Consider the following 20,527-nt stretch of genomic DNA (forward strand, 5'->3'; position numbering starts at 1 on the left):
GGGATGTTACACCCAGCGCAGCCCGTTTTGTAGTAGCAAAAGTGACAGAAAAAGCGGAAGTCGTCACTCTGGGCGTCAATGGCCGGGTACGGCCAGCTCCAGGCGATTGCGGCCGTTGTTCTTGGCGCGGTACAACGCATTGTCTGCGGCTTTCAACCAGTCCAGATAGCCGCTCATCTCGCCGTGATAATCCGCAATGCCGGCGCTGATGTTGAGCCGCAGTTGCGGGGCTTCGCGAAAAATGACCTCATTGAGCCGTTCCTGAATGCGCAATAACGCAATGCTGGCCTGCTCGGCGCTGGTGTTGGGCAGCACTGCGCCAAATTCGTCGCCGCCGTAGCGTCCGACAATATCTACGGCGCGCAGACCAATTAACAGTTCTTCCGCCAGCACCGCCAGCGCTTCGTCCCCCAACGCATGGCCGAAGGTGTCGTTGATGGTTTTAAAGCGATCGATATCCATCAGAATCAGGGTTGCGGTGTGCTGATAACGGCGACAGCTGTCAAATTGATGATGCAGCAAATGCTCCCAGTGGCGGCGGTTGTACAACCCGGTAAGCCCGTCACGCATGCTGATGCGCAGCAGCTCCTGTTTCTTTTCCGCCAGCCGTTTGGCGGTGCGGTAGGTGACTAACCCCAGCAGTATCGGATAGAGGTAGATCATTGGCAGGCACAGGTAGACCTGCGACGCCGTACTTTCCGGCTGAAAGGGAAAGCCCATCAGGGCGCCGATCGTCAGAGCGCCGGCCAGTTGTGCCCCCAGGCCTTTGAAGAACAGCGGCTTACCCGCAGCGGCTATGTTGTTCATTCCCATCATCGATAAGATTACCACCGACGGCAAGGCGTTGAAGGCCATCATCGCCACCCACAGGCCGCCGAAAAACGAATCGATCAGCAGGTTACGGATTTCGGCCTTGAACGGCTGGGAGGAACGTCGTGCCCATTGATAGGCGAGGTGTGGCCAGATAAAGCCGTGCAAAATCAGCAGGACCCACAACAATGGGGCGGTGTTTTGGGTGTAGAAAACTGAAAATACGCACAGAGAACCTATGCCCAGGCCGACGATGCGCGGCAGATAGGTGCGTCTGGCAAAGCTAAGGCCGGATTTTCGGGTATCTATGACTGATGGCTTGTACATCCGGCAACTCCATGATGAGCAGGGTGACAGCGTACCACGCGGCTTCTAAACTCAGAATAGTCTGATTAATGCCCAGTGCGGATAAAATTGAGCCGTGGTGGGGATCTCACTCTGTTACATGTTGCTGTTGTCTTGCTCCGGAGAAAGTAGGTAAATACCCGCAGGCAAGGTTTGTTTTCTCGCTGCATTCGCAGCGCTATATGAATAAGAAGGTGAGTATGGAAGGGATCAGTATTACCAAACTTCTGGTGATTGCGGTGTTGATCATCTTGCTGTTCGGTACCAGCAAACTGCGCACGTTGGGCGCGGATTTAGGTGCGGCGCTGAAGGGCTTTAAAAAGGCCGTGGGCGACGATACCACCCCACCGCCAGCCAACACGGCAGAAAGCCAGGCCAACCCGCAGAGCGTCGAAAAGAAAGACGTTTAATCACGCTTTCTGCCAGGCAATAAAAAACGGATGCCGCGAGGACATCCGTTTTTTGTCGTTTCCGCAGGGGGAAACGTAACAAATCATTGCTGCAATTACTTCACTTCCATCCCTTTTGCCTGCAAATCGGCATGGTAGGAGGAACGAACAAACGGACCGCAGGCTGCATGGGTAAAGCCCATTGCCATCGCTTCTTCTTTCATTTCATCGAATTCGGCCGGGCTGACGTAACGCTGCACCGGCAAGTGATGACGGCTTGGCTGCAAATACTGGCCCAAGGTCAACATGGTGACGCCATGGCGACGCAGATCGCGCATGACCTCAACGATTTCCGCATTGGTTTCCCCCAGGCCGACCATCAGGCCAGACTTGGTTGGGATATGCGGATGCGCTTCCTTGAACCGCTCCAGCAGCTTCAGTGACCACTCGTAGTTAGCGCCCGGACGCACCTGGCGATAAACACGCGGCACGTTTTCCAGATTGTGGTTAAACACATCCGGCGGCGTTTCGGTCAGAATTTCCAGTGCGCGATCCATACGGCCGCGGAAGTCAGGCACCAGGGTTTCAATCTTGATGGTCGGGTTTTTCGCGCGGATGGCAGCGATGCAGTCGGCAAAGTGCTGGGCACCGCCGTCACGCAGGTCGTCGCGGTCAACCGAGGTGATCACCACATAGCGCAGGCCCATATCGGCGATGGTCTGAGCCAGTTTCTCCGGCTCGTTGGCATCCGGGGCTACCGGACGACCGTGGGCTACGTCGCAGAACGGGCAGCGACGAGTACAGATTGCGCCCAGGATCATAAAGGTCGCGGTGCCGTGGTTGAAACACTCAGACAGGTTCGGGCAGGAAGCTTCTTCGCACACCGAATGCAGACCGTTTTTACGCATTGCGGCTTTAATGCCCTGAATGCGCGTAGAGTCGGCAGGGAGTTTGATTTTCATCCACTCGGGTTTACGCAACAGCTCCTGCCGTTCGGTGACCACCGTTTTAATCGGGATCAACGCCATTTTGTCTGCATCGCGGTATTTGACGCCGCGTTCCATCTGAATTGGTTTACTCATAATCGTGCAGGTTCCAGTTACGAAGCTCGACCTTCGGGTAGCCGAGTAAATGAACAAATTCCTGTACCAGGACGGGGTGTACGTCTTCTATGCCGACGCCGGGCGCCAGCGCGCTGACCTGCGCCATCTGCATGCCGGCGTAACCGCAAGGGTTGATACGCTGGAAAGGGGTGAGATCCATGGCCACATTCAGGGCCAGGCCGTGGAATGAACTGCCTTTGCGGATCCGCAAACCCAACGAACAGATCTTTTGCTCCCCCACGTAAACACCGGGCGCATCCGGACGGGCACGCGATTCAATGTGAAAGTGGGCGAGGGTATTAATAACGGTATCTTCGATAGCCGTGACCAGTTGGCGAACGCCAACCTTGCTGCGTTTCAGATCGACCATCACGTACATCACCTGTTGCCCCGGCCCGTGGTAGGTTACCTGGCCACCGCGATCGCTCTGGATCACCGGAATGTCACCCGGCATTAACAGATGCTCCGCTTTACCGGCCTGGCCCTGAGTAAATACGGGCTGATGCTGAACCAACCACAGCTCATCGGGCGTGGCTTCGGTTCGGCGATCGGTGAAGTTGTGCATGGCTTGGGATACAGGCTCGTAGGGCTGCAACCCCAGCTGACGCAAAATGATCTTGTCTGGTTGCAAAAGAGTCATCGTCAGGTTACAGAAGTGGTAAAGCCATTATACCGGGCGCTCTGGCCCGCGACCAGCATTTATACCCTTCATGCTTGAAGCTGCCTCTGTGTTGGCCACGCTTTCTCACCCGAATCACTTACTTAAGTAAGCTCAGCGGGATTCGGCCGCTTGCCGCCTTGATGCAGCTCCAATCATTTTGGGATAGCTGACCCAAAATGCGCAACCCGGGCAGAGGATGCTCTGGCCCGGGTTGAAAAGCAGAGGATTGTGCTGGAATTACAGCACCATGCGGACAATTTCAAGGTTGCCCAACTCATCATATAAGGTTTCCACCTGGTCAATATGGGTGGCATTGATGGTGATGGACACGGAGTGGTAATTGCCTTTGCTGCTAGGTTTAACCTGCGGGTTATAGTCCCCAGGAGCGTGGCGCTGCACCACTTCAACCACCTGGTCTACCAGCTCGGGTTGTGCCAGGCCCATTACCTTGTAGGTAAATGAGCAAGGGAATTCGAGCAGTTCGTTCAGTTTAGTTTTCATGTGCGCTCCAGAGTGCGGCTATCGATATAGCGAGTCTATAAATTATAACTCCCGCCGGAGCGGGAGTTAATGTTAATCAGTATATGGGGGCAATTTTGCCCATTTCAACTGTTAACCGAACCAGTGGTGGAACATCAGTTTGATGTAATCGACGATACGGCTGAAGAAACCGCCTTCTTTCACTTCGTTCATCACTACCAGCGGACGCTGGTCGATGGTTTTACCGTCCAGCTGGAAGTTGATGCTGCCGACAACCTGGTTTTTAGCCAGTGGCGCATGAATTTCCGGGGTGTTCAGCACGTAGCTGGCTTTAAGATCTTTCATGCGGCCGCGTGGGATGGTCAGGTAAACGTCTTTGTCTACGCCCAACTCAACGCGATCTGCATCGCCGAACCAGACTGGCTCAGACGCAAACTCTTTGCCTACTTTCAGTGGCGCAACGGTTTCGAAGAAGCGGAAGCCCCAGGTCAGCAGTTTCTTGCTCTCGGTTTCGCGGCCCTTGTAAGTACGACCGCCCAGCACTGCGGAGATCAGACGCATCTGGCCTTCGGTCGCAGAAGCCACCAGGTTATAGCCCGCGGCGTCGGTATGGCCGGTTTTGATGCCGTCCACGTTCAGGCTGGTATCCCACAGCAGACCGTTACGGTTCATCTGGCGGATATTGTTGAAGGTGAACTCTTTTTCTTTATAAATCGCGTATTCGTCCGGCACGTCGCGGATCAGCGCCTGGCCGATCAACGCCATATCGCGTGCGGAGCTGTACTGACCCTGTGCGTCCAGGCCGTGTACCGTTTGGAAGTGGGTGTTCTGCAGGCCCAGCTTGCTGACGTAGGTGTTCATCAGGTTAACGAATGCGTCCTGGCTGCCGGCCACGTAGTCGGCCATGGCCACACAGGCGTCGTTACCTGACTGCAGGTTGATGCCGCGGGTCAGCTTGGAGACCGGTACGCGGTCGCCAGGCTTGAGGAACATCAGGGAAGACCCTTTGAATACCGGGTTGCCGGTTGCCCAGGCGTCTTGACCTACGGTCACCAGATCTTCCTGGCCGATTTTGCCTGCTTTCAGCGCTTGACCGATGACGTAGCTGGTCATCATTTTTGTCAGGCTGGCAGGATCACGGCGCGCATCGGCGTTCATTTCCGCCAAAACTTTACCGGAATTGTAATCAATCAGGACGTAGGATTCCGCATCGATCTGCGGCACGCCTGGGATCATGGTCTTGATATTAACGTCATCGGCATGCGCAACGGTGGTTGCACTCATCGCGATAACGGTGCCGAGCGCTATGCTCTTGATTAAGCGAAAAGAAGTTACTTGTTTCATGATCGAGACTACAACATCCATGAGGGTAAAGTTAAAAAACGAGCCACACTATAACAGATGAGATCCTGGCAGGCATTAGTCAATCCTCTGACTTATCACGCTTTACAAGCTTTTGCTGAAAGAAAATGTTTCAGCTAAAAATCAGCTTATCGGTCGCGATTGCCCGCCGGTCTATGTTTAGGGTGCGGCAGTGACAAAAGATTGTTGCTGCGCTTCAGTGGCCAGGCGCTGCTGCAGCTGAGCTGCTTGCTGACGATCGCTGAACGGGCCGAGCTGTACGCGGTAGACGCTGCCGTTGGCGGCAACTTTACCCGGTACGCCGAATTTTTGGCTCAGGCTTTGCTGCCAGCTTTGCGCGCGCTCGGCACTGCTCAGCGCGCCGACCTGCACCACATAGCCGCCTGTTGAAGAGGCACTGCTTGCTGCAACGGCTGCGGTCGCGGCGACCGGTGCGGCAATGGCGGCGGGTTCAGGCTCTGAGCTTTCCAACACGCCGGCCGGTACGGCGCTTGGCGCGCCGAGGAAGCCGCTGCGGCTATTGCCGGCGCTGCTTGCCGGAGCCGCGTCGCCGGTGTTCAGGCTGCCGTTGTCAATCGGGCGCACGGCGGCACCGCTGGCTACTGGGACGTCCTGTTGAATGGGAGTTCCCATGCTGCTGGAGCCCAGATCCGGGCGAGCGGGTAGGGCATAGCTTTGTTTGGCGACGGTAGTGCCGATGGTGCCAGGGCCACTGAGGGTGCCATCCGGGGCAACGTTGATGAAATCAACCTTGACCTTGGTGTTGTTGGACAGGTTCAGACGATCGGCGACGGCTCGCGACAAATCGATGATGCGACCTTTGGTGTAAGGCCCGCGATCGTTAACGCGCACTACCAGTTGGCGACCGTTGGCCAGGTTGGTCACGCGTACGTAGCTTGGGATCGGCAGCGTCGGGTGTGCGGCGGTCAGGCCGTTAGGATCAAACTGTTCCCCCAGCGCGGTGGTATTCCCCCTGGCTTCTTCGCCATAGGAACTGGCCAGACCGGTCTGCGAGAAGTTCTGAGGATCTTTTACAATGCGGTAAGTGTCGCCATTAACCTTATAATCCTGCAGGTTATTGGGGTTATAGGGTTCATATTGAGGCTCTACGCCACCGATTTCCACCACCGGTCCGTTATACGGCTGCTGCGGCGGCGCTTGCTGTTCCGTGGTCGGGGCGGTACAGGCGGAAAGTAATACCGCGACTACGCCGACCCAAAGCCATTCCTTACGCATTACTCACCTCTTATAAACTTTTAGACATCATTTTCCGATGCGTGTGGATCGACATGATAATGCCGAACCCAGCCATAAGCACAATCAGCGCCGAACCCCCGTAACTGACCAGAGGCAAAGGTACGCCAACTACCGGTAAAATACCACTGACCATACCAATGTTAACAAACACATAAACGAACAAAATCAGCATCAGCCCGCCGACCATCACTCGGCCGAAGGTGGTTTGCGCCTTGGCGGCGATCATCAAACCGCGGATGATCACCAGCAGGTATAGCGCCAGCAGCACCAGTACTCCGACCAGCCCCAGCTCCTCGGCCAGCACCGCAAAGATAAAGTCGGTGTGGCGTTCCGGCAGAAATTCCAGTTGTGACTGGGTACCATGCAGCCAGCCTTTACCGGACAGACCGCCGGAGCCGATGGCAATTTTCGACTGAATAATGTGGTAGCCGGCGCCAAGGGGGTCGGTTTCCGGATCGAGTAGCATCATAACGCGGTCGCGCTGATAGCCGTGCATCAGGAAGAACCACAGCACCGGGATAAAGGCCGCCAGCAGCACGGCGGCTACGGCGATCAGCTTCCAGCTCATGCCGGACAGGAATAGCACGAACAGGCCGGAGGCGGCGATCAGAATCGAGGTACCCAAATCCGGCTGTGCGGCAACCAGCAGCGTAGGCAGGAAAATCAGTACCAGCGCAATCGCCGTATTCTTCAGCGAAGGGGGGCAGACGTCGCGGTTCATAAAGCGCGCTACCATCAGCGGTACCGCGATTTTGGCGATCTCGGACGGCTGGAAACGCACGAAGCCGAGATCCAGCCAGCGCTGGGCGCCTTTACTGATCTGGCCGAAAGCATCCACCAAAATCAGCAGTATCACGCAGAAAATATACAGATACGGTGCCCAGCTTTCATAGACCCGCGGCGGGATTTGCGCCATGACGGCCATGACGATCAACCCCATGACAATCTGGCCGATCTTGCGCTCCATCATGCCGATGTCCTGGCCGCTGGCGCTCCACATCACGAAAGCGCTGTAGACCAGCAGGGCCAGAATTAACAGCAGGAATGTGGGGTCGATATGGATTTTGGTCCAGATCGACGCTTTTTGTTGGCTTTCAGTCATGTTCTACCTTAATCACCTTCTACACCAGGCGGCAGCGGAGCCGCGTCCGGTAATTGCGTATTGTTGTCGCCCAGCAAGATATGGTCGAGGATCTGACGAGTGATCGTCCCGACCGCTGGACCGGCACCGCCGTTTTCCAGAATGATGGCGACCGAAACCGTCGGATTATCGAAGGGAGCGAAGGCCGTCATCAGTTTGTGGTCACGCAGGTGCTCTGCGAGTTTGTGGGCGTTATAGGTTTCGTAACCGAATACCTGTGCGGTCCCCGATTTCGCCGCGGCTTTGTATGGCGTACCTGCAAAGTACTTGCGTGCCGTCCCATTTGGGCGGTTGGCCACGCCATACATGCCGTCTTTGGCAATTTCCCAGAAGCCGGAATGAATATCGCCGATCTGCGTGCTCTCTTCCTGCTGGAAAGGCACCAGCACGCCATTGATACGGGTGCTCTGCAGCAGGTGCGGCGTTTTGACGTTGCCGTCGTTAATCAGGGTGGTCAGCGCCTTGGCCATCTGGATCGGCGTCGCCGTCCAATAACCCTGGCCGATACCTACCGGAATGGTGTCCCCCTGATACCAGGGTTTTTTATAGCGCTTGAATTTCCAGTCACGAGTCGGCATCAGGCCGGAACGCTCTTCTGACAGATCGATGCCGGTATATTCGCCGTAACCGAACTTGGTCAGCCAGGTTGACAGGCGATCGATGCCCATGTCGTAAGCGACCTGATAGAAGAAGGTATCCGCGGACTCTTCCAACGCTTTGGTGACGTTCAGGCGGCCGTGGCCCCATTTTTTCCAGTCGCGGAAGCGTTTTTCCGAGCCGGGCAATTGCCACCAGCCGGGATCGAAGACGATGGTGTTCTTGGTGATCACCCCGGCGCTGAGCGCCGAAACGGAAATATACGGCTTCACCGTGGAGGCGGGTGGGTAGAGCCCTTGCGTGGCACGATTGATCAGCGGCCGGTTCGGATCGTTGAGCAGCCCCTGGTAATCCTTGCTGGAGATGCCGTCGACGAACAGGTTCGGGTCATAGCTGGGGTTGGACACCATAGCCAGAATGCCGCCGGTGCGCGGATCGCTCACCACCACTGCCGCACGGCTGCCCACCAGCAGCTGCTCGATATAGCGCTGCAGGTTGAGATCCAGCGTCAGATAGACGTCTTTGCCGGCGGAAGGCGGTTGCTCATGCAATTGGCGGATCACCCGGCCACGGTTGTTGACTTCAACCTCTTCGTAGCCGGTTTTGCCATGCAGGGTTTCTTCGTAATAGCGTTCGATGCCCAGCTTGCCGATGTCGTGCGTCGCAGCGTAGTTGGCCAGCTTGCCGTCTTTATCCAGGCGTTCGACGTCACGGTCGTTGATCTTCGACACGTAGCCGATCACATGGGTCAGGGCGGAACCATAAGGGTAATAGCGACGCTGGTAGCCTTTGACCTCTACGCCGGGGAAGCGGAACTGGTTAACCGCAAAACGCGCCACCTGCACTTCACTCAGGGCGGTTTTCACCGGGATAGAGACGAAACGGCGCGAGCGCTTGCGCTCTTTTTCGAAGTTTGTGATGTCGTCATCGGTCAAATCGACCACCGAACGCAGCGCCTGTAGCGTGGCTTTCAGGTCATCGACCTTTTCCGGCATCAACTCCAGTTGGTAGATGGTGCGGTTGAGCGCCAGCGGAGTGCCGTTGCGATCGTAAATAATGCCGCGGCTGGGCGCGATCGGCACCAGTTTGATGCGGTTTTCGTTGGAGCGGGTGCGGTAATCCTCAAAGCGGACGATTTGCAGGTTATACAGATTGGCGATGAGGGTGCCGGTCAGCACCAGGATGACCAAGAACGCCACCAGGGCGCGGCGTACAAACAGGGCGGATTCGGCCGTATAGTCGCGAAAAGGGTTACGTTCTATTTTCATCCCGCTGCTTTATTTCACTCTGTCACTATTACCACCGGTTATTCCCGGTGGTAAGGATGATTTGTTGTAATGCTCCAGGCGCGATAGAGGCTTTCAGCCACCAGCACGCGCACTAAAGGATGCGGTAATGTCAACGGTGAGAGCGACCAACTCTGTTCGGCGGCGGCCTTACACGCCGGGGCCAGCCCTTCCGGGCCGCCAATCAGCAGGCTGACGTTGCGGCCGTCCTGCTTCCAGCGTTCGAGTTGTTGCGCCAACTGCGGCGTTTCCCACGGCGTACCGGGAATATCCAGCGTGACAATGCGATTGCCTTTGCCTACCGCAGCCAGCATCTGCTCGCCTTCCTTTTCCAGAATGCGTTTGATATCGGCATTCTTGCCGCGCTTGCCCGCCGGGATTTCGGTCAGCTCAAACGGCATGTCTTTCGGAAAGCGGTGCAGATAATCCATAAAGCCGGTCTGCACCCAGTCTGGCATTTTAGTGCCGACGGCTACCAGTTGCAGTTTCACCGCTTAGCTCCAGAGTTTTTCCAGCTCGTACAACTGACGGCTCTCTTCCTGCATCACGTGAACGATCACGTCACCCAGGTCGACAACGATCCAGTCGGAGGCTTCCTGGCCTTTCATGCCGAATAGTTCCATACCGGCGGTGCGGGCTTCCTGCACCAGGTGGTTGGCGATCGACATCACGTGACGGGTAGAGGTCCCGGTGCAGATGATCATGCAATCGGTGATGCTGGATTTGTCTTGTACATCCAGAGCGATAATGTCTTGGCCTTTCAGGTCATCAATTTTATCGATGACGAAATCTTGGAGCGCTTTACCTTGCAAAGGTTCCCCTCGGGTGTGTTCTGTTCATTCGACTGCGGCGGGCAACTTGCCCGTTTTGCGGCCTGAATCAATGATAAGTCGGCAGGATGCCGCTGAAAGCCAGCTGGTGACTGCCCGGCCAGCTAAGGATTCCGGGGTTTTCAGCGAATACCTGAAAAATAGCGGCGCAGTATATCACGCGGCTGTTGCTAGCGATATAAACCCTGTAACTCGATATAGCGCTGTACTGAACGCGGCAACAGGTCGTCACAGTTGAGTCCCTGATGGCGACGCTGACGAATTTCCGTGGCCGAAATCTCCAGCTGTGGCGTATCGGCCAGATAAATAAATCCGTGAGGATGCCGGCTGAGCTGGGCGGGATCGCTCACCTGATGTTGCTCTAGCCACTGCTGTAGCTCAGGCGTATCCATGCGATCGTTGTAACCAGGGCGAGCGAGCACCAGCAGATGACAGGTATCCAGCAGCGACTGCCAGCGGTGCCATTTGTGCAGCGTCAACAGCGAGTCCTGGCCAATGATAAACGCCAGAGGCAAGGCGGCGCCACGTTCTTTACGAATGGCTTCCAGCGTCTCGATGGTATAGGAAGGGGTGGTGCGATGCAGTTCACGATCGTCAACCGCAAACAGCGGGTTATCGGCAATGGCCAATTCCACCATTTTCAACCGTTGCTGAGCGTTCGCTTCGGGCTGAGGGCGGTGCGGCGGAACATGGTTCGGCAGCAGCGTGACCCGGTTCAGACCAACCTCTGCGGCCAGCGCTTCCACCGGCCGCAGATGGCCGTAATGGATAGGGTCGAAGGTGCCGCCAAACAGGGCGTGCAGAACGGGAGTGCCTTGCGGATTAGTGGACATCTGAAAAACTCGTGGCCAGAGGTTTGCCGCACAGCAGCATCGACAGGGTTTCCAATTCAGACCAGACCGACTGGCCGTAATCCTGCTTAAGGGTGATTTCTATCTGCGCGAGCAGATGAACCGCTTGCCGCAGCTGGGTGCCGGACAGCCGTTGCAATGCCTGAGTTACCAGGTTACGGCGGTTTTGCCAAACCTTGTATTGATCGAATAGCGTACGCAAAGGCACTGTCGCCATGCGGCGTTGCAGGTTGAGCAACTGCAGCAGTTCCCGTTGCAGGGTTCGCAGCAGGATCACCGGCTCGACATCTTCCTGCTGCATCTGCTGCAGGATATGCCAGGCGCGTTTGCTTTTTCCGGCCAACAGGGCGTCCAGCCAGTGGAATGGCGTGAAGTGGGCGGCATCGTTCACGGCCAGTTCAACGCGCGGCAGCGTGAGTTTGCCATCCGGATGCAGCAACGACAGCCGCTCCAGCGCCTGCGACAGTGCCAGCAGGTTGCCTTCGTAGCAGTAACACAGCAGTTGGTTTGCCGCGTCGTCCAGTTCCAGCTTCAGGGTTTTGGCTCGTTGAGCGACCCAGCGGGGGAGCTGCGCCTGTTCCGGCGTCTGGCAACTGACGTAAGCGCCGTGCGGGCTGAGCGCCTTGAACCAGGCACTGTTTTCTTGCGCTTTGGTCAGGCGTGGCCCACGCAGCATCAGCAAAATGTCGTCATGCAGCAGTGCGGCCAGTTTGATCAGCTGTTCGCCGATCGGTGCCGTCGGCCCGTTCTCAGGGAAGATCAGCAGCAGCGTCTGACGGCTGGCGAACAGGCTCATGGCCTGACAGATGCTGAAGATGGCATCCCAATCGGTATGGGCGTCGAGCGAAATGCTGTAATGCTCGGTGAACTGCTGCTCTTGGGCCGCGTGGCGGATCAGATCCTGGCTTTCCTGCAGCAGCAGCGGCTCGTTGCCGGTCAATAAATAACAAGCGCGCAGCCCCTCTCGGAGCTGCGCGGCAAGTTGTTCAGGGTAAATACGAATCATTGATCTACGCGACTGGCCGCTTTTTCACCGGCGGCAGCGGCTTTCTGTTGGGTTTCTTCTTCCGCAGCGTGCACCGTCAGCAGCTTACGTACCAGCTGTTGGGCGGCCTGCTCGCGCATTTCCTGGCGAATAATGTCTTGTTCGGAATCTTTTGCCAGTGCGGTCAACGGGTTATCGAAGAACGAACGGAAAACTTTAACGTTTAGCGGATACAGATCGTGACCCGGGATCAGCACCTGTGCCTGAACGGTCAGTACCATTTGGTACTCAGCGGTTTTACCGTCCTGGAAGATAGAGGCGGTATCCTGGCTCTCCGTGGCGCCAATGATGCGCAGGGAAGGGAGATCCTTACGCTTGGCATCCTTGACGATGGTCACGTCGCTGAGACGTAACTGCTCACGCACCGCGCGGGTCAGCGGACCATAAGGGTCCGAGCTGTCCAGCAGCAGTGTCTTCATTTCCGAAGGGACCTGCGTGGTACCACGCAGGTGAAAACCGCAGCCAGCGGTGACCAGCACCGCCAACCCCAGCAACAACGTCAGAATACGATGTCGCACAACGCCTCCTTGTGTTAACCCACAACCAGGTTAAGCAATTTGCCCGGAACATAGATCACTTTACGAACCGTGACCCCGTCCAGATATTTAGCGACCAGATGCTCCTCAGCGGCACGCGCACGTACCTGCTCTTCGGTTGCATCGGCAGCCACGGTGATTTTAGCGCGAACCTTACCGTTGACCTGCACCACCACCAGCTTGGAGTCTTCGACCATAGCCTGCTCGTCGGCTTGCGGCCAGGCTGCGGTATCCACATCGCCTTCACCGCCCAGCGCCTGCCACAGTGAGAAGCACACGTGCGGAGTGAACGGATACAGCATGCGAACGACTGCCAACAGCGCTTCCTGCAGCAGGGCGCGATCTTGCTCGCTCTCTTGCGGTGCACGGGCCAGCTTGTTCATCAGTTCCATCACGGCGGCAATCGCGGTGTTGAAGGTCTGACGGCGGCCGATATCGTCGGTCACTTTGGCAATGGTTTTGTGCAGATCGCGGCGCAGCGCTTTCTGATCTTCGCTCAGCGTTGCCACGTTCAGCGGCTGAACGGCGCCTTTTTCCAGGTGTTCGTAGGCCAGTTTCCACACGCGTTTCAGGAAGCGGTTTGCCCCTTCTACGCCGGATTCCTGCCATTCCAGCGTCATTTCTGCCGGTGAAGCAAACATCATGAACAGACGGACGGTATCTGCGCCGTATTTCTCAACCATCACCTGCGGGTCGATGCCGTTGTTTTTCGACTTCGACATTTTGCTCATGCCAGCATAGACCAGTTCACGACCTTGTGGATCGGTGGCTTTGATAATGCGGCCTTTGTCATCACGTTCAACGTTGGCGTCGACCGGGGAAACCCAGACGCGTTCGCCGCTGTTGCCGGTGTAATAGAAGGCGTCTGCCAGCACCATGCCCTGGCACAGCAGGCGTTTTGCCGGCTCGTCGGAGTCGACCAGGCCAGCGTCACGCAGCAGCTTGTGGAAGAAGCGGAAATACATCAGGTGCATGATGGCGTGTTCGATGCCGCCGACATACTGATCGACCGGCAGCCAGTAGTTGGCAGCGGCTGGATCCAGCATCCCCTGGTCGTACTGCGGGCAGGTATAGCGCGCGTAGTACCAGGACGACTCCATAAAGGTGTCGAAGGTGTCGGTTTCGCGCAGCGCCGGTTGGCCGTTAACGGTGGTTTTCGCCCACTCAGGATCGGCTTTGATCGGGCTGGTAATGCCATCCATCACCACGTCTTCCGGCAGGATCACCGGCAGCTGGTCTTCTGGAGTTGGCATCACGGTACCGTCTTCCAGCGTGACCATCGGGATTGGTGCGCCCCAATAACGTTGGCGGGAAACGCCCCAGTCGCGCAGACGGTAGTTAACCTTGCGCTGACCAACGCCTTTGGCGACCAGTTTGTCGGCAATGGCGTTGAAACCGTCTTGGTGATCCAGACTGTCAAACTCGCCGGAGTTGAACAGCGTGCCTTTCTCGGTCATCGCTTCGGCTTGTACATCCGGTTGGCTGCCGTCGAGGGCCAGAACGACCGGTTTGATTGGCAGGCCGTATTTGGTGGCGAATTCCCAGTCGCGCTGATCGTGAGCCGGAACCGCCATCACCGCGCCGGTGCCGTATTCCATCAGCACAAAGTTGGCGACCCAAATTGGCACTTGCTCGCCGGACAGCGGATGGATGGCGAACAGGCCGGTCGGCATGCCCTTTTTCTCCATCGTCGCCATTTCGGCTTCGGCCACTTTGGTGTTGCGGCACTCTTCGATAAATTCAGCCAGCGCCGGGTTGTTCACCGCGCCTTGCTGCGCCAATGGGTGACCTGCGGCTACGGCCACGTAGGTCGCGCCCATAAAGGTGTCAGGACGGGTGGTGTAAACCGTCAGCTTTTCGTCGCTGCCCGCTACGTCAAAGGTGATATCCACCCCTTCGGAACGGCCAATCCAGTTGCGCTGCATGGTTTTCACCTGTTCTGGCCAGCTTTCCAGCGTGTCCAGATCGTTGAGCAGCTGATCGGCGTAGTCGGTGATTTTGATAAACCACTGAGGGATCTCTTTACGCTCAACCTTGGTGTCGCAGCGCCAGCAGCAGCCGTCGATCACCTGTTCGTTGGCCAGCACGGTCAGATCGTGTGGGCACCAGTTCACCGCGGAAGTCTTCTTGTAGACCAGGCCTTTTTCGTACAGCTTGGTGAAGAACCACTGTTCCCAACGGTAGTAGTCCGGATCGCAGGTGGCGATCTCGCGATCCCAGTCATAGCCGAAACCCAGCAGTTTCAGCTGGTTCTTCATGTATTCGATATTGTCGTAGGTCCACGGAGCCGGTGCGGTGTTGTTTTTAACCGCAGCGCCTTCCGCCGGCAGGCCGAACGCATCCCAGCCGATGGGCTGTAGCACGTTTTTACCTAACATGCGCTGGTAGCGCGAGATCACGTCGCCGATAGTGTAGTTACGAACGTGCCCCATGTGCAGACGGCCTGATGGGTACGGCAGCATGGATAGGCAGTAATACTTTTCCTTGCTCGCATCTTCGGTAACTTTGAAAGTTTGCTTCTCTTCCCAGTGAAGCTGTACGTTCGATTCTATGTCTTCTGGACGGTATTGCTCTTGCATGGCGGCTGGTGGTCCTGTAGGTGTAAAACAGCTCCCCCTTCATCTTTCAAGCCACAGCGTTGTTGGCTGCGTACACTCAACCCAGTCACTTACCTTTGTAAGCTCTTGGGTTTCACGTACTGGCCGCCTGGCCGTGACTCGAAACCTATCGGGGGGATTTCTGTAGCATTCTGTTGAGTACTTATAGATCCGCATAGCATAGCTGATAAGACCTCCCGGCAACAACACCAAGCGCCCGACTCGACGTATTTAAAAAATACCGGCCATGATATGACTCACATCTTGAGGAAACCATGTCTTGCCAAGTGACATCAGCAATTTACGGCTAAAATGATAAGGGATAGTTTATACCCATCATCTTTCAAGCTGCAGCGTTGTTACCTGCTTACAAGGCCCATCCATGGTCCTTGCCCTTTCAGGGCCGCTGCAAGCAGCGTTCAAATCTGTTCCCGACAGATTTGTCGCTCACCCCAGTGACTTACTAAAGTAAGCGCCTGGGGATGAGTGAACCGGGCGCTTAGCTGCAACTCGAAAGCTATAGGGTATGGGAGGTAAGCCCAGTCACGTAAGTTCATCGAGGAGAGATTATGAACAAGGTTGCTCAGTACTACCGCGAATTGGTGGCATCTCTGACAGAACGCCTGAAAAATGGCGAGCGTGATATTGACTCGCTGGTCGCGAGCGCAGAAAAACGGCTAAACGAAGCGGGTGAACTGACGCGCGACGAAGTTGAGCAGGTTACACAGGCGGTACGGCGCGATCTGGAAGAGTTCGCTCGCAGTTATCAGGAGAGCCGGGACGAGTTTACCGACAGCGTTTTCATGCGGGTTATCAAGGAAAGCCTGTGGCAGGAACTGGCGGATATTACCGACAAAACTCAGTTGGAATGGCGCGAGGTGTTCAAGGACGTCAGCCACCATGGCGTTTACCACAGCGGTGAGGTTGTCGGGCTGGGTAATCTGGTGTGCGAAAAATGCCACCATCATTTGGCGTTTTACACGCCGGAAGTGCTGCCGCTGTGCCCGAAATGCGGTCATGACCAGTTCCAGCGTCGGCCTTTCGAACCTTAAGCTTGCTGCGCGCCCTGGCCTCTCCGCTGGAAAAGGTCAGGGCAGGCGCTGCTCTTAGCCAAACAGTTTTTTCATCAGGTTGCCAAGAAAGCTTCCGCCAGCCGAGGCCGTAGCCACTTCAGCCTGAGGGGCGGTGTCGATTTTGGCGGGCACTTTCTGTGCCACCGCAACCCGGCTTTCCTGAGCGGCTTTTTCTGCTGCTTCAGGGCCGTAAGCAAATCCTTCCGCCAGCACGAACTCGACGTCGGTAATGCCGATAAACGCCAGGAACAGCTTCAGATATGGCGTGATCAGATCGGTTGGCGTATCCGCGTGGATACCGCCGCGGCTGGAGATCACAATCGCTTTCTTGCCGGTGACCAGACCTTCAGAGCCTTCAGAGGTGTAGCGGAAGGTTTGGCCGGCGCGCGCCACCAGGTCGAAATAGATTTTCAACTGCGTCGGGATGTTGAAGTTGTACATCGGCGCGCTGATGATAATGGTGTCGTGCGATTTCAGCTCGGCGATCAGCTCATCGGAAAGTGCCAGCGTCTTTTGCTGATGCGGTGTTAAAGGTTTGTCACCGGCGCTAAACCCGCCAATCACTTCTCCATCCAGCTCCGGCAGTGTCGGGTTGGCTAAGTCGCGAACCGTAAAGCTGTCATTGGGGTGTGCTTCATGCCACTGTTGAACAAAAAAATCGACTAATTTTCCAGACTGGGAGTAATCACCCAGGATACTTGATTTCAGGACCAGTATACGACTCATTGGGCTATCTCCAGGCTTGGTCTAAGGTATCAGCGATGCTGTGCGTTTAACAGCATCTTAGAGGCAAGCCTGGGCCAGTGATAGCGTAAAAATTCGCTGAGTTAAATCAAAAATATTGAATATCAGGGCGGTTTCCCGCCCGGTGGTCAATAGCGGGCTACGCGCTCGGCCAACAGATCGATAAAGCCTTCGCGATCGATATCGGTCAGCACTTCAACGTTGGCCGGCTTGCCGTTCTGGCCGAAGGTATCCACCACGGTCATGCCGAGGGTATATTCCCCTTTGGTTTCCACGCCGACCCAGCGTTCGATACTGTCAAACAGCTGTGGCGCCAGCAGCCAGGCGATGGTGCAGGGGTCGTGCATCGCGGCACCGGGCAGCCCACGCGGATGGCTAAGGTACAGCGGCAGGTAGAAGTCGAGCATTTCGGCCACCGCCTGCGCCACCGGGTTGTTTATCTGACGGATGCGTTCGATATCCTGTGGCAGCACCAGCGCCTGGTGAGTCACGTTCAACCCGGCCATGGTCAGCGGTACGCCGGATTTCAGTACCATTTCGGCGGCTTCGGGATCGACATAGATGTTGAACTCTGCCACCGGGGTGGTGTTGCCGGCATTCATGCCTCCCCCCATAAACACGATGCGTTCAATGTTACCTTTCAGCTCTGGGTGTTGGGCCAGCAGCAGGGCGATATTGGTCATGGGGCCAGTGACCACCAGCGTGATCGGCTGCGGACTGCTGCGTAGCAGGCTGGCGATCAGCTCTACGGCAGTTTGCGCCACCGGCTGGATGGCGGGCGTTGGCAGATGGGTATTGCCCATGCCGGTTTTGCCGTGAACGTAGTCGGCAATCACCAGGTCTCGCATCAACGGCGCGGCAGCACCGGCAGCGACGGGAATGTCTTCACGTTTCATCAACGTCAATAGACCCAGCGCATTGTGCAGGGTTTTTTCCGGCGTCTGGTTACCGGCGGAGGTGGTAATGGCTTTAACGTCCAATTCTGGTGAACTCAGCGCCATGGCAAGGGCAATGGCATCGTCCAGACCAGGGTCGCAATCGATAATGATAGGGCGGGGCATGTTTATCTCCTTATTTGTTATCCAGTGAGCATCGGATCAAAATCGGGGAGAAACAAGTGCTTTTAGTGCCGGAAAGAGGGAATGAAACTGCGCCCCGGGCGGGGCGCAGGCGAGGCATCAGTGCAGGATTTTCGCCAGGAAGTCCTTCGCCCGTTCGGACTCCGGATTGTTGAAGAAGTCGTCTTTATTACGGTCTTCGACGATTTTGCCTTCATCCATAAAGATCACCCGGTTCGCCACTTTACGGGCAAAGCCCATCTCGTGGGTTACCACCATCATGGTCATGCCTTCATTGGCCAGTTCGACCATAACGTCCAGCACTTCGTTGATCATTTCCGGATCGAGCGCCGAAGTGGGCTCATCGAACAGCATGGCGATAGGATCCATGCACAGCGCTCGGGCGATAGCCACGCGTTGCTGCTGGCCGCCGGAAAGCTGGCCGGGGAACTTGTTGGCGTGTGCGGTCAGGCCGACGCGCTCCAGCAGTTTCAGGCCTTTCTCGCGCGAGGCGTCTTTGTCGCGTTTGAGCACTTTCACCTGCGCCAGCGTCAGGTTATCGATGATCGACAGGTGTGGAAAAAGCTCGAAGTGTTGGAATACCATACCGACCTTGGAACGCAGCTGCGCCAGATTGGTTTTCTTGTCGTTGACCGGGGTACCGTTCACCAGGATATTGCCCTGCTGGATCGGCTCCAGACCGTTGACGGTTTTGATCAGGGTAGACTTGCCCGAGCCTGAAGGACCGCAGACCACCACCACCTCGCCTTTTTTTACTTCGGTGGTGCAATCGGTCAGAACCTGAAAGTGACCGTACCACTTAGAAACATTTTTCAGGGATATCATCAAACAGTCCTTTTCTTCAAATAGCTTACCAGCGCCGAGGCGGCGAGACTGATAACAAAGTAGACAAAGCCGGCAAACAGGATCATTTCAACCTGGGTGCCGTCGCGCTCGCCAATGGTCGAGGCGGTACGGAAGAAGTCAGCCAGGCTCAGTACGTACACCAGGGAGGTATCCTGGAACAGTACGATGCCCTGGGTCAGCAGCAGCGGCACCATGGCGCGGAACGCCTGCGGCAGGATCACCAGCTTCATTGACTGCCATTGGGTCATGCCCAGTGCCAGCGCGGCGGAGGACTGGCCGCGTGAGATGCTGATGATACCGGCGCGGATAATTTCCGAGTAATAAGCCGCTTCAAACAGGGAAAAGGCTACCATAGCCGAGATCAGGCGAATATCGGTTTTCGGCGACAGCCCTAGAACCTGTTGTAATAAGCTTGGAACCACCAGATAGAACCACAGCAGCACCATCACCAGAGGGACGGAGCGGAACAGGTTGACGTAAACGGCAGCGAACCAGCTGATCGGTTTGATGGGCGACAAGCGCATTACCGCCAGAACGGTTCCCCACAGAATACCGACGACGATGGCGGTCACGGTGATCTTCAGCGTGATCAACAGGCCCTGCAGCAGATAAGGGAAACTTGGGACAATCGATGCCCAGTCAAATTCGTACATTATTTACTCCCCAAGTTGCCGGGCAACTGCACTTTTCTCTCTACCAACCGCATAAACAGCATGATCACGGCGTTGATGGCGATATAGGCCAGCGTAATCGCGGTAAAGGATTCATAGGCATGCGCAGAGTAGTCCAGCAGTTTGCCGGCCTGGGCAGCCATGTCGACCAACCCGATAGTGGAAGCGATGGCGGAGTTTTTGACCAGGTTGAGCATTTCTGAGGTCATCGGCGGCACAATCACCCGGTAGGCATTCGGCAACAGCACGTAGCGGTAGGTTTGCGGCAGCGTCAGACCCATCGCCAACCCGGCCGCTCTTTGACCGCGCGGCAGTGACTGAATGGCAGCACGTACCTGCTCGCAGACGCGAGCCGCGGTAAACAGCCCGAGGCACAGCATCGAGGAAACAAAGAATTGCACGTTAGGATCGAGTTCGGTTTTGAACCACATGCCGATATTCGCCGGCAGCAGTTCCGGGATCACCAGATACCAGGTAAAGAATTGGACGATCAGCGGCACATTACGGAACAGTTCGACGTAACAGGTACCGAGCGTGGAAAGAAAGCGGTTGGGCACGGTACGCAAAATACCGAATAGCGAACCGACAAAGAAAGCGATAATCCATGCACAGACGGAGAGGGCTACCGTGACCTGAAAGCCGGACCAAATCCAGCCGAGGTAGGTGGTATTCCCAAACGGGGCCTGCTGCAGGAAGATACCCCAGTTCCAATCTATTGACATAACAAACTCCGTTAAGCGGGCGCAGAGCGCCTAAAGATTGATGACTATTCAACGCCGAGGGCGCCGCGGCCAGTCGGGCTGACTTATGTGTGCGGGCATCGG

At 56.3% G+C, this 20,527-nt stretch carries 21 protein-coding genes; 2 read left to right on the forward strand and 19 right to left on the reverse strand.

What is annotated here, in order from left to right:
* Window positions 1–75: 75 nt before the first annotated feature.
* On the reverse strand, window positions 76–1,137 hold the full coding sequence (locus tag M495_RS05270; protein WP_020825609.1) for a diguanylate cyclase: 1,062 nt from the start codon (window positions 1,135–1,137) through the stop codon (window positions 76–78).
* Between the two features lie 218 nt (window positions 1,138–1,355).
* Here M495_RS05270 and tatA point away from each other — a divergent pair, with 218 nt between their 5' ends.
* Window positions 1,356–1,565, forward strand: a complete 210-nt coding sequence (gene tatA / locus M495_RS05275) for a Sec-independent protein translocase subunit TatA (RefSeq protein ID WP_020825610.1) — start codon at window positions 1,356–1,358, stop codon at window positions 1,563–1,565.
* A 95-nt stretch (window positions 1,566–1,660) separates the two neighbouring features.
* Here tatA and lipA read toward each other — a convergent pair whose 3' ends face one another.
* The 13 genes from lipA to leuS form a co-directional block, all read right to left on the reverse strand.
* Window positions 1,661–2,626 (reverse strand): lipoyl synthase, encoded by a 966-nt coding sequence (gene lipA, locus M495_RS05280; protein WP_020825611.1) that lies wholly within the window; start codon window positions 2,624–2,626, stop codon window positions 1,661–1,663.
* A complete protein-coding gene (gene lipB / locus M495_RS05285; protein ID WP_020825612.1) occupies window positions 2,619–3,287 on the reverse strand; it encodes a lipoyl(octanoyl) transferase LipB in 669 nt (222 codons plus the stop codon). Before lipB ends, lipA begins: the two co-directional genes overlap by 8 nt.
* Window positions 3,288–3,545: 258 nt before the next feature.
* Window positions 3,546–3,809 (reverse strand): DUF493 family protein YbeD, encoded by a 264-nt coding sequence (gene ybeD, locus M495_RS05290; protein WP_020825613.1) that lies wholly within the window; start codon window positions 3,807–3,809, stop codon window positions 3,546–3,548.
* Window positions 3,810–3,920: 111 nt separating this feature from the next.
* Complete coding sequence (dacA, locus tag M495_RS05295) at window positions 3,921–5,132, reverse strand: D-alanyl-D-alanine carboxypeptidase DacA (RefSeq protein ID WP_020825614.1); 1,212 nt, start codon at window positions 5,130–5,132, stop codon at window positions 3,921–3,923.
* A 177-nt stretch (window positions 5,133–5,309) separates the two neighbouring features.
* Window positions 5,310–6,386 carry an endolytic peptidoglycan transglycosylase RlpA gene (rlpA, locus tag M495_RS05300; RefSeq protein ID WP_020825615.1) on the reverse strand — a complete coding sequence of 359 codons (1,077 nt, stop codon included), beginning with the start codon at window positions 6,384–6,386 and terminating at the stop codon, window positions 5,310–5,312.
* A 10-nt stretch (window positions 6,387–6,396) separates the two neighbouring features.
* Window positions 6,397–7,509: a peptidoglycan glycosyltransferase MrdB gene (mrdB, locus tag M495_RS05305; protein ID WP_020825616.1), complete on the reverse strand. Its 1,113-nt coding sequence runs from the start codon at window positions 7,507–7,509 to the stop codon at window positions 6,397–6,399.
* A gap of 8 nt (window positions 7,510–7,517) precedes the next feature.
* Window positions 7,518–9,413: a peptidoglycan DD-transpeptidase MrdA gene (gene mrdA, locus M495_RS05310; RefSeq protein WP_020825617.1), complete on the reverse strand. Its 1,896-nt coding sequence runs from the start codon at window positions 9,411–9,413 to the stop codon at window positions 7,518–7,520.
* A 38-nt stretch (window positions 9,414–9,451) separates the two neighbouring features.
* Window positions 9,452–9,922: a 23S rRNA (pseudouridine(1915)-N(3))-methyltransferase RlmH gene (gene rlmH, locus M495_RS05315; RefSeq protein WP_004949595.1), complete on the reverse strand. Its 471-nt coding sequence runs from the start codon at window positions 9,920–9,922 to the stop codon at window positions 9,452–9,454.
* Window positions 9,923–9,925: 3 nt separating this feature from the next.
* A complete protein-coding gene (gene rsfS, locus M495_RS05320; RefSeq protein ID WP_020825618.1) occupies window positions 9,926–10,243 on the reverse strand; it encodes a ribosome silencing factor in 318 nt (105 codons plus the stop codon).
* A gap of 188 nt (window positions 10,244–10,431) precedes the next feature.
* Window positions 10,432–11,094, reverse strand: coding sequence for a nicotinate-nucleotide adenylyltransferase (nadD, locus tag M495_RS05325; RefSeq protein WP_020825619.1), 663 nt, complete (start codon window positions 11,092–11,094; stop codon window positions 10,432–10,434).
* Complete coding sequence (gene holA, locus M495_RS05330) at window positions 11,084–12,118, reverse strand: DNA polymerase III subunit delta (RefSeq protein ID WP_020825620.1); 1,035 nt, start codon at window positions 12,116–12,118, stop codon at window positions 11,084–11,086. The genes nadD and holA overlap by 11 nt, the downstream gene beginning before the upstream one ends.
* Complete coding sequence (lptE, locus tag M495_RS05335; RefSeq protein WP_020825621.1) at window positions 12,115–12,675, reverse strand: LPS assembly lipoprotein LptE; 561 nt, start codon at window positions 12,673–12,675, stop codon at window positions 12,115–12,117. The genes holA and lptE overlap by 4 nt, the downstream gene beginning before the upstream one ends.
* 14 nt (window positions 12,676–12,689) lie before the next feature.
* A complete protein-coding gene (leuS, locus tag M495_RS05340; protein WP_020825622.1) occupies window positions 12,690–15,272 on the reverse strand; it encodes a leucine--tRNA ligase in 2,583 nt (860 codons plus the stop codon).
* 587 nt (window positions 15,273–15,859) lie between these two features.
* Between leuS and M495_RS05345 the strand changes: the two genes are divergently transcribed.
* The gene (locus tag M495_RS05345) at window positions 15,860–16,342 is read left to right on the forward strand and encodes a zinc ribbon-containing protein (RefSeq protein ID WP_020825623.1); all 483 of its coding nucleotides are present in this window, start codon (window positions 15,860–15,862) and stop codon (window positions 16,340–16,342) included.
* A 54-nt stretch (window positions 16,343–16,396) separates the two neighbouring features.
* Here the strand turns inward: M495_RS05345 and M495_RS05350 are convergent, their stop codons facing one another.
* From M495_RS05350 to M495_RS05370, 5 genes are all read right to left on the reverse strand, one after another.
* The gene (locus tag M495_RS05350; RefSeq protein ID WP_020825624.1) at window positions 16,397–17,089 is read right to left on the reverse strand and encodes an FMN-dependent NADH-azoreductase; all 693 of its coding nucleotides are present in this window, start codon (window positions 17,087–17,089) and stop codon (window positions 16,397–16,399) included.
* A gap of 146 nt (window positions 17,090–17,235) precedes the next feature.
* A complete protein-coding gene (rihA, locus tag M495_RS05355; RefSeq protein WP_020825625.1) occupies window positions 17,236–18,168 on the reverse strand; it encodes a pyrimidine-specific ribonucleoside hydrolase RihA in 933 nt (310 codons plus the stop codon).
* Between the two features lie 117 nt (window positions 18,169–18,285).
* Window positions 18,286–19,011 (reverse strand): amino acid ABC transporter ATP-binding protein, encoded by a 726-nt coding sequence (locus M495_RS05360; protein WP_020825626.1) that lies wholly within the window; start codon window positions 19,009–19,011, stop codon window positions 18,286–18,288.
* Window positions 19,011–19,685, reverse strand: coding sequence for a glutamate/aspartate ABC transporter permease GltK (gene gltK, locus M495_RS05365; RefSeq protein ID WP_020825627.1), 675 nt, complete (start codon window positions 19,683–19,685; stop codon window positions 19,011–19,013). Before gltK ends, M495_RS05360 begins: the two co-directional genes overlap by 1 nt.
* The gene (locus tag M495_RS05370) at window positions 19,685–20,425 is read right to left on the reverse strand and encodes an amino acid ABC transporter permease (RefSeq protein ID WP_017891917.1); all 741 of its coding nucleotides are present in this window, start codon (window positions 20,423–20,425) and stop codon (window positions 19,685–19,687) included. Before M495_RS05370 ends, gltK begins: the two co-directional genes overlap by 1 nt.
* Window positions 20,426–20,527 lie beyond the last annotated feature (102 nt).

The sequence above is a fragment of the Serratia liquefaciens ATCC 27592 genome (assembly GCF_000422085.1).
GTDB classification, from domain to species: Bacteria; Pseudomonadota; Gammaproteobacteria; order Enterobacterales; family Enterobacteriaceae; genus Serratia; species Serratia liquefaciens.

Bases quoted from the DNA above. Each gene is read 5' to 3' on its own strand.
- M495_RS05270 (WP_020825609.1), bottom strand. From the start codon at position 1,137: ATGTACAAGCCATCAGTCATAGATACCCGAAAATCCGGCCTTAGCTTT.
- tatA (WP_020825610.1), top strand. From the start codon at position 1,356: ATGGAAGGGATCAGTATTACCAAACTTCTGGTGATTGCGGTGTTGATC.
- lipA (WP_020825611.1), bottom strand. From the start codon at position 2,626: ATGAGTAAACCAATTCAGATGGAACGCGGCGTCAAATACCGCGATGCA.
- lipB (WP_020825612.1), bottom strand. From the start codon at position 3,287: ATGACTCTTTTGCAACCAGACAAGATCATTTTGCGTCAGCTGGGGTTG.
- ybeD (WP_020825613.1), bottom strand. From the start codon at position 3,809: ATGAAAACTAAACTGAACGAACTGCTCGAATTCCCTTGCTCATTTACC.
- dacA (WP_020825614.1), bottom strand. From the start codon at position 5,132: ATGAAACAAGTAACTTCTTTTCGCTTAATCAAGAGCATAGCGCTCGGC.
- rlpA (WP_020825615.1), bottom strand. From the start codon at position 6,386: ATGCGTAAGGAATGGCTTTGGGTCGGCGTAGTCGCGGTATTACTTTCC.
- mrdB (WP_020825616.1), bottom strand. From the start codon at position 7,509: ATGACTGAAAGCCAACAAAAAGCGTCGATCTGGACCAAAATCCATATC.
- mrdA (WP_020825617.1), bottom strand. From the start codon at position 9,413: ATGAAAATAGAACGTAACCCTTTTCGCGACTATACGGCCGAATCCGCC.
- nadD (WP_020825619.1), bottom strand. From the start codon at position 11,094: ATGTCCACTAATCCGCAAGGCACTCCCGTTCTGCACGCCCTGTTTGGC.
- holA (WP_020825620.1), bottom strand. From the start codon at position 12,118: ATGATTCGTATTTACCCTGAACAACTTGCCGCGCAGCTCCGAGAGGGG.
- leuS (WP_020825622.1), bottom strand. From the start codon at position 15,272: ATGCAAGAGCAATACCGTCCAGAAGACATAGAATCGAACGTACAGCTT.
- M495_RS05345 (WP_020825623.1), top strand. From the start codon at position 15,860: ATGAACAAGGTTGCTCAGTACTACCGCGAATTGGTGGCATCTCTGACA.
- M495_RS05350 (WP_020825624.1), bottom strand. From the start codon at position 17,089: ATGAGTCGTATACTGGTCCTGAAATCAAGTATCCTGGGTGATTACTCC.
- rihA (WP_020825625.1), bottom strand. From the start codon at position 18,168: ATGCCCCGCCCTATCATTATCGATTGCGACCCTGGTCTGGACGATGCC.
- M495_RS05360 (WP_020825626.1), bottom strand. From the start codon at position 19,011: ATGATATCCCTGAAAAATGTTTCTAAGTGGTACGGTCACTTTCAGGTT.
- gltK (WP_020825627.1), bottom strand. From the start codon at position 19,685: ATGTACGAATTTGACTGGGCATCGATTGTCCCAAGTTTCCCTTATCTG.
- M495_RS05370 (WP_017891917.1), bottom strand. From the start codon at position 20,425: ATGTCAATAGATTGGAACTGGGGTATCTTCCTGCAGCAGGCCCCGTTT.